The 6,321-nt window shown below is 67.4% G+C and carries 6 protein-coding genes; 2 read left to right on the top strand and 4 right to left on the bottom strand.

The window, feature by feature from the left end:
- Positions 1-28 precede the first annotated feature (28 nt).
- From HMPREF1137_RS01270 to HMPREF1137_RS01255, 4 genes are all read right to left on the bottom strand, one after another.
- Complete coding sequence (locus HMPREF1137_RS01270; RefSeq protein WP_003790462.1) at positions 29-718, bottom strand: transaldolase family protein; 690 nt, start codon at positions 716-718, stop codon at positions 29-31.
- Positions 719-823: 105 nt separating this feature from the next.
- The gene (gene guaB, locus HMPREF1137_RS01265; protein ID WP_007587911.1) at positions 824-2,347 is read right to left on the bottom strand and encodes an IMP dehydrogenase; all 1,524 of its coding nucleotides are present in this window, start codon (positions 2,345-2,347) and stop codon (positions 824-826) included.
- Positions 2,348-2,447: 100 nt separating this feature from the next.
- Entirely contained in the window at positions 2,448-3,722 is a 1,275-nt protein-coding gene (locus tag HMPREF1137_RS01260) for an AGE family epimerase/isomerase (RefSeq protein ID WP_007587910.1), read from the bottom strand.
- Between the two features lie 116 nt (positions 3,723-3,838).
- Positions 3,839-4,759: a MerR family transcriptional regulator gene (locus tag HMPREF1137_RS01255; protein WP_034496199.1), complete on the bottom strand. Its 921-nt coding sequence runs from the start codon at positions 4,757-4,759 to the stop codon at positions 3,839-3,841.
- Between the two features lie 292 nt (positions 4,760-5,051).
- On the opposite strand from HMPREF1137_RS01255, the gene HMPREF1137_RS01250 reads away from it, so the two are divergent.
- Together HMPREF1137_RS01250 and HMPREF1137_RS01245 are read left to right on the top strand one after the other, a co-directional pair.
- Complete coding sequence (locus tag HMPREF1137_RS01250; protein ID WP_003790481.1) at positions 5,052-5,348, top strand: WhiB family transcriptional regulator; 297 nt, start codon at positions 5,052-5,054, stop codon at positions 5,346-5,348.
- Between the two features lie 90 nt (positions 5,349-5,438).
- Positions 5,439-6,251 carry a DsbA family protein gene (locus tag HMPREF1137_RS01245; RefSeq protein WP_007587912.1) on the top strand — a complete coding sequence of 271 codons (813 nt, stop codon included), beginning with the start codon at positions 5,439-5,441 and terminating at the stop codon, positions 6,249-6,251.
- The last annotated feature ends 70 nt before the right edge of the window (positions 6,252-6,321 follow it).

Genomic DNA, 6,321 nt, shown 5'->3' with positions numbered 1-6,321 from the left:
TGCCCGGAACACTGGTGGCGCTACAGCCTCACTTTTCCTTGATGAGATCCAGCCACGTGCGGCGCTCGCCCACGAGGAAGCCGAAGTCGCGGTTCTGGTCAGCGATGGCGGCGTCGGTTGCCGGGTTCTTGATGAGCGCGGCCAGCACGTCGGGGGCGGCAGTGATGGCACCTACGCCCTGGCGGACCAACTCAAGGACCTGCTCGGAGTTCTTGAAAGACGCGGCCAGGACGTCGGCCTTCAGGTCGTAGGAGCGCAGGGTGCGGTGAATTTCCGAGGCGACGCGCACGCCGTCGATACCGTAGTTGTCCATGCGGTTGACGTAGGGGGCGACGTAGCGGGCACCGGCCTTGGCGGCCATGAAGCCCTGCATGGAGGAGTGAATACCGGTCGCGGTCACCTGCATGCCTTCGCGCACAATGCGCGGGATGGCGGCGAAGCCCTCGCGCGTGACGGGGAGCTTGATGAAGAGGTTGCCGCCGATCTCGCCGCGCAGCGCACGGGCCTCGGCGACCATGTCGTCGGCGCGCTGGGAGACGATCTGGACGTGCAGCTGGGCGCCGTCGGGCAGGAGCTGCTTGATGGCGTGGAGAACCTCGAGAGGCTCCTTGCCCTCGCGGTACAGGATCGTCGGGTTGGTCGTCACGCCGTCGATGGGCAGGTATTCCAGGGTCTTGGCGATGGAATCGACGTTCGCGTGATCGATGAGGATGAGCATGTGAGCAGCTCCTTTGCGCTGTTGTGAGTTTTCGCACCCCTAGGATAGCGCGGGCGGGAGCAGCCCACCGACTGCTCCCGCCCATTCCGAATGCTCTGTCTGCGATTACCTCGCCGAAGAGGAGTGGTAGTTCGGCGCTTCCGTCGTCATCTGGACGTCGTGCGGGTGCGACTCGCGCAGGCCCGCGCTGGTGATGCGCACGAAGCGGCCGTTGGCCTTGACCTGGGAGATCGTGGAGGCTCCCAGGTAGAACATGGTCTGGTGCAGGCCGCCGACAAGCTGGTAGATGACCTGGGCGAGGGAACCGGTGTAGGGCACCTGGCCCTCGATGCCCTCGGGGACGATCTTGTCGTCGGAGGTGACGTCGGCCTGGAAGTAGCGGTCCTTGGAGTAGGACTTGCGCCCGCGCGAGCTCATCGCGCCGAGCGAGCCCATGCCGCGGTAGCGCTTGAACTGCTTGCCGTTGGTGAAGACGACCTCGCCCGGGGACTCCTCGCAGCCGGCGAGGAGGGAGCCGAGCATGACGGTGTCAGCACCAGCCACGAGGGCCTTGCCGATGTCGCCCGAGTACTGCAGGCCGCCGTCCGCGATGAGCGGGACGCCGGCGGGGCCGCAGGCCTTGGCGGCCAGGTGGATCGCGGTGATCTGAGGGACGCCGACGCCGGCGACGACGCGGGTCGTGCAGATCGAGCCGGGGCCCACGCCGACCTTAACGGCGTCGACGCCCGCGTCGATGAGCGCCTGTGCGCCCTCGGTCGTGGCGACGTTACCACCGATGATGTCGATGCCCTCAAACGTCGGATCGGCCTTGATACGGCGGATCATGTCGAGAGCGAGCTGGGCACCGCCGTTCGCGGTATCGACGACGAGGACGTCCACACCGGCCTCGGCCAGCGCGGTGGCGCGCTCCCAGGTGTCGCCCCAGTAGCCGACGGCCGCGCCGACGACGAGACGTCCGCGCGAGTCCTTCGTAGCATTGGGGTACTGCTCGGTCTTGACGAAGTCCTTGACGGTGATGAGGCCGGTCAGGTGGTCGTTGTCGTCGACGATGGGCAGCTTTTCGACGCGGTGCTCGGCCAACAGGTGCTTGGCGTGTTCGCGGGAGATGCCGACCTGGCCGACGACCAGCTGGTCGCGCGGAGTCATGCAGTCGCGCACGCGCAGGGTAGCCCACTCGTCCTGGGGGACGAAGCGCAGGTCGCGGTTCGTGATGATGCCCAGGAGGGTGCCGTCCTCGTTCACGACGGGCAGGCCGGAGACGCGGTAGTGGCCGCAGAGGCTGTCGAGTTCGTCGATGGTGGCGTCGGGGCCGACGGTCACCGGGTCCTCGACCATGCCAGATTCGCTGCGCTTGACCTGGCGGACCTGCGCGGCCTGTTCCTCGATGGAGAGGTTGCGGTGAAGGATGCCGATGCCGCCCTGGCGGGCCATGGCGATGGCCATGCGCGCCTCGGTGACGGTGTCCATGGCGGCGGACAGGAGCGGGATGCGCAGCGAAATGTTCTTCGTCAGGCGACTGCTCGTGTCAACGGATGAAGGAACGACGTCCGTGAGCTCGGGTAGGAGCAGGACGTCGTCGTAGGTGAGGCCGGTCAGGCCGAAAGGATCATGTGTAGCGAGTTCTCCCATGGGCCAATTGTAGGCGGTCCGTGGCGCTTTCGCGTCCTCGCTTCCGCGCACGCCTCGAAGCCGGGCATCGGGGGACGAGGCCGGGGCCCCTCAGGGACCGTCAGGAGGACGCGCTGCGGCTGGCCTGGGAGGCGTAGCGGGCGGCGGTCGCGCCGGTGACTGTGAGATGAATCGGGGCGGCGCCTCGTGCCAGCATGCGGGCGGCGGTGAGGGCGTCGGGGCGCCCCTCCCACACGAGCATGGAGACGGAACCGTCGGGGGCGACCTCGTGGATCCAGCGGCCCATGCCGGCGCGGGCGTGGGAGTCGGCCCAGGCGATGGCGCGGGCGTAATCGACGGCGAGGTCCGCGGCGCGCGAGGGGTCCACGACCTCGGCGAGGACGCGGGCAGCGCTGGCTGCCTCGCACACGACCCAGTGCATGCGCTGGGGGGCGGCGACACTGCCGGCGGGGTCGAGGGTGTAGACGATGCCGCCCACGCCCTCGTCCGTCCATCCGTCGGCGAGGGCGCGGTCGTAGAGGGCGGTCGCGGTGTCGATCATCCAGGGGCCGGGTTTTTCGCCCATGTGGGTGATGATCGCGTAGGTCTGCCCGATGAGGCGGGCGGCCTTGAAGCCGAGGCCGGGGAGCGTATCTCCGGGTCGGATGAGCTCAACGGGAGCCTGATCGGAGGAGGCGGGCAGGGGGCGCCATTCCTCGTCGTAGAGGTCGGGCAGGGCGAAGGCACAGCGCGCAGCGATCTCTCCGACGAGGCGCAGGATCGAGCGCGCACGGTCGAACCAGACGCGCTCCCCCGTCGCCTCCCAGGCGGCCAGGTAGGCCTGCGCGGTATCGAGGTTGGTGGAGAGGCGACGCAGGGGCGAACGAGCGCCGGTCGCGGCATCAATCTCTTCGCGCACGGCTCCGGCGCACGGGTCCCACCAGCGCTGATCTTGGTCGGCTTCGAGGTCAGCGAGGAGGTCACGCGCCTCCTCGTGCCCGACCATGGCGGCAGCGGCGGCCGCACCGATCATCGCGGACTGCGCGCGCTGGGAGAAAACCGCTCGGGGAACGGGGGTGGCGCTGTTCTCTGACGTGGGAACGACCTCGGCGTACCAGGAGCCATTCGGAGCGCGCAGGGGGCCTGCGAGGGCGGCCAGGCCGTGGCTGACGAGGTGCGCGGCGCCCTCAATGCCCCGCATCTGCGCGAGAGCAAAGACGTGGGTCATTCGGGCGCTGATGCGCGCGTCGAGGGGACGCCCGAGGTCGACCTGACCGTCGGCGCGCAGGAAGGCGAAACCGACCCGCGCCTTCGACCGGGAAGCGAAGGCGACGAGCGCGTCAAAATCAGCGTCAAAAGCGCGGCGCAGATCTTCGTTGTTCCAGGGGGCGTTCATGACTGTTCTCCTGCCGGTACGTGCCTTCACGGTATCACCTGTCCGGCTCCGCGGGCGGAGGTGGGGGCCGCGTGCGCGCAGTTGAGGGCACAATTGCGCGTCAGCCGCCAAGGGCGTCAGGAGCGGCCGACGAGCTCCAGGTCGGCCTGGGGCGCGAGGAGGGCGAGGGCCTCCTCGACGCAGGCGCTGTTGGTGCGCACGCGCTGTACCTGGGGCGAGAGGATCTCGGGGGCGTCCGCTCCCACCATGATCGTGGGCACTCCGTAGCGCGCGACGAGGTTTTCCACCGTTTGCGCGCACTCGGAACCGCATCCGAGGACGACGGTGAGGGCGGGGACGCCTCCGCGCACGTACTCGCGGAAGCGTTCGGTGGTGCTGACGCCGCCGTAGTTTTCGCTGGAGAGCATGCGCACGTCGCAGCCGTACCAGGCCAGGGCGATGCCGATGACCTGGGCGGCGGTCTCGTGGAGCGAGTCGGAGATGAGTGCGACGCGGTCCCCTCCGACGAGGGAGCGGGCGGGGCGGGACTGATAGACAGAGCGGCACACGCGCTGGAAGGCGTTGACCAGCATGAGGGCGGGCGCGCTGCCGATGGGCTCGCCGCCCGGAGCGGAGCGCAGGGATTTGAGTGTCGGTTCGACGAATCGCGACCAGGTGTGGACGAGGCCGTGGCTTGCGACGGCGGCCTCGATCACTTCTTCGAGGCGATGGTAGTCGTCGGAGAGGGCGACGGAGCGCAGCTGGGCGGCGTTCGCCGGGCCTCGACGAGGCAGGAGCGTACTTTCTGCGAGGGCGCGCTTGGCGGCCTCGGCGGCGGACATACCGGCACGCACGTGGTGGATCATGGCGCGCAGACGGTCAACGTCCTCGGGCTGGTAGCGGCGTCGCTCACCGGCTTCACGCTGCGCGGGACCGAGGCCGTAGCGCCGTTCCCACGTGCGCAGAGTGGAGGGGGATACTCCCAGTTCATCGGACACAGAGGACATGGTGCGGGAGCGGTCGGCATGCGCCGACTGCGCCAGTATGGCTCGCGGCATGTCCGCTCCCTCCGGTCCTCGTCCGTACCTTGCTCTGATTCTCGCGTGTTCGCAGCGCGCACGCCACAGGAAGGGATAAGACACTCACCCCCAAGTTGTTCAAAAAGTTATTCATAATCTGTTCACTCTGCACGCCATGCATTTCTCCACGTTTTAACAGCACGGGCACGCTCAATCTGAGAACTGGCTCATAATTCCAGAAAGATCCTTGAATAACTACCGCACAAGTGTCTATTCTTGCCGACATCGTGTGCCGAAAGTGTCGGCACGACAGACATGAAGGAGGCACCCAATGACTGACGTCTCCCGTCTGCCCGGACCCATGATCGACGCGTGGGAATGGCAGTACGAAGCGGCGTGCCGAGACCTGGACACCGAGCTGTTCTTCCACCCCGAGGGTGAGCGCGGCTCCACGCGCCGTCGCCGCGCGGCAAACGCCAAGGCGATCTGCGCGACCTGCCCGGTTATCGAGCAGTGCCGGTCCTACGCTCTGGCCGCTCAGGAGCCCTACGGCATCTGGGGTGGAATGACTGAAGAAGAACGACGCGAAGAGATCCGCTCCTCTGGACGCGGTCGCCGCGTCTCCTAACGCGCATCCATTTTTCCGGTGCGGCATCGCCACCGCGGTGCCGCACCTTTTTACTGCCCGCCACAACGCCCATCCTCTCCGGGAGCTAGCATGACCAGCAACGACACCAAGGCCTCGCAGAAAAAGGCTGAGGACACCTCCACCAACCTGTACAAGACCCTGTTCTTCGTCACCGCACCGATCACCGCGGTCCTCGCGGGCGCGTGCGTGTGGATGGGCGTTCAGCTCTCCTCCACCTCTCCGGCGAGCCAGGCAACCCCGGCGGCCACGCCGACCGCGGCCGAACAGATGCCGCAGAACACCGAGACCGCGGCCCCCAGCCAGACGAATCCGAAGAACCTGGAGATCATGAAGTCTTTCATGCGCCACCAGGCTGACGACCCGCAGGCGAAGGGTGACGTGAACGCTCCCGTGACGATGGTTCTTTTCTCTGACTTTGCGTGCCCCTACTGCACGAAGTACGCCCAGGACGTCGACCCGGCACTCGCCGATCTCATCGCGGATGGAACCCTGCGCGTGGAGTGGTACGACCTGGCTCAGATCACCGAGACCTCGCCCCTGGCCGCGCAGGCGGGTATCGCCGCTGGCGAGCAGGGCAAGTTCTGGGAGTTCCACGACGTGGTGTACGCGGCGGCCGACCCGACCGGCCACCCCCAGTACTCCGAGCAGGCGCTTGTCGACTTCGCGGCCAAGGCGGGCGTACCCGACCTGGACAAGTTCCGCGAGACGATGCTCTCCGACCACACCGCCTCCAAGGTGAAGGCAGCCAAGGAACAGGCCCACCAGTACGGCATCAGCGGCACGCCCACAATGTTCATCAACAAGGCGTTCGTCAGCGGCTACCGCGACGCCGCCTACATCCGCAACACGATCCTCGACCAGGCGGCACAGTCCGCGTCCTGATACGAGGCCCGAGCAGGCTCGCCTCACCTCGGACACAGAGCACCAAGAAGGGCGGCCCGGAAGGATTCCT

Source organism: Actinomyces sp. ICM39 (assembly GCF_000282935.1).
Lineage (GTDB): Bacteria > Actinomycetota > Actinomycetes > Actinomycetales > Actinomycetaceae > Pauljensenia > Pauljensenia odontolytica_B.
This window is presented reverse-complemented; position numbering and strand designations above follow the sequence as displayed.

Bases quoted from the DNA above. Each gene is read 5' to 3' on its own strand.
- HMPREF1137_RS01270 (WP_003790462.1), bottom strand. From the start codon at position 718: ATGCTCATCCTCATCGATCACGCGAACGTCGATTCCATCGCCAAGACC.
- guaB (WP_007587911.1), bottom strand. From the start codon at position 2,347: ATGGGAGAACTCGCTACACATGATCCTTTCGGCCTGACCGGCCTCACC.
- HMPREF1137_RS01260 (WP_007587910.1), bottom strand. From the start codon at position 3,722: ATGAACGCCCCCTGGAACAACGAAGATCTGCGCCGCGCTTTTGACGCT.
- HMPREF1137_RS01255 (WP_034496199.1), bottom strand. From the start codon at position 4,759: ATGCCGCGAGCCATACTGGCGCAGTCGGCGCATGCCGACCGCTCCCGC.
- HMPREF1137_RS01250 (WP_003790481.1), top strand. From the start codon at position 5,052: ATGACTGACGTCTCCCGTCTGCCCGGACCCATGATCGACGCGTGGGAA.
- HMPREF1137_RS01245 (WP_007587912.1), top strand. From the start codon at position 5,439: ATGACCAGCAACGACACCAAGGCCTCGCAGAAAAAGGCTGAGGACACC.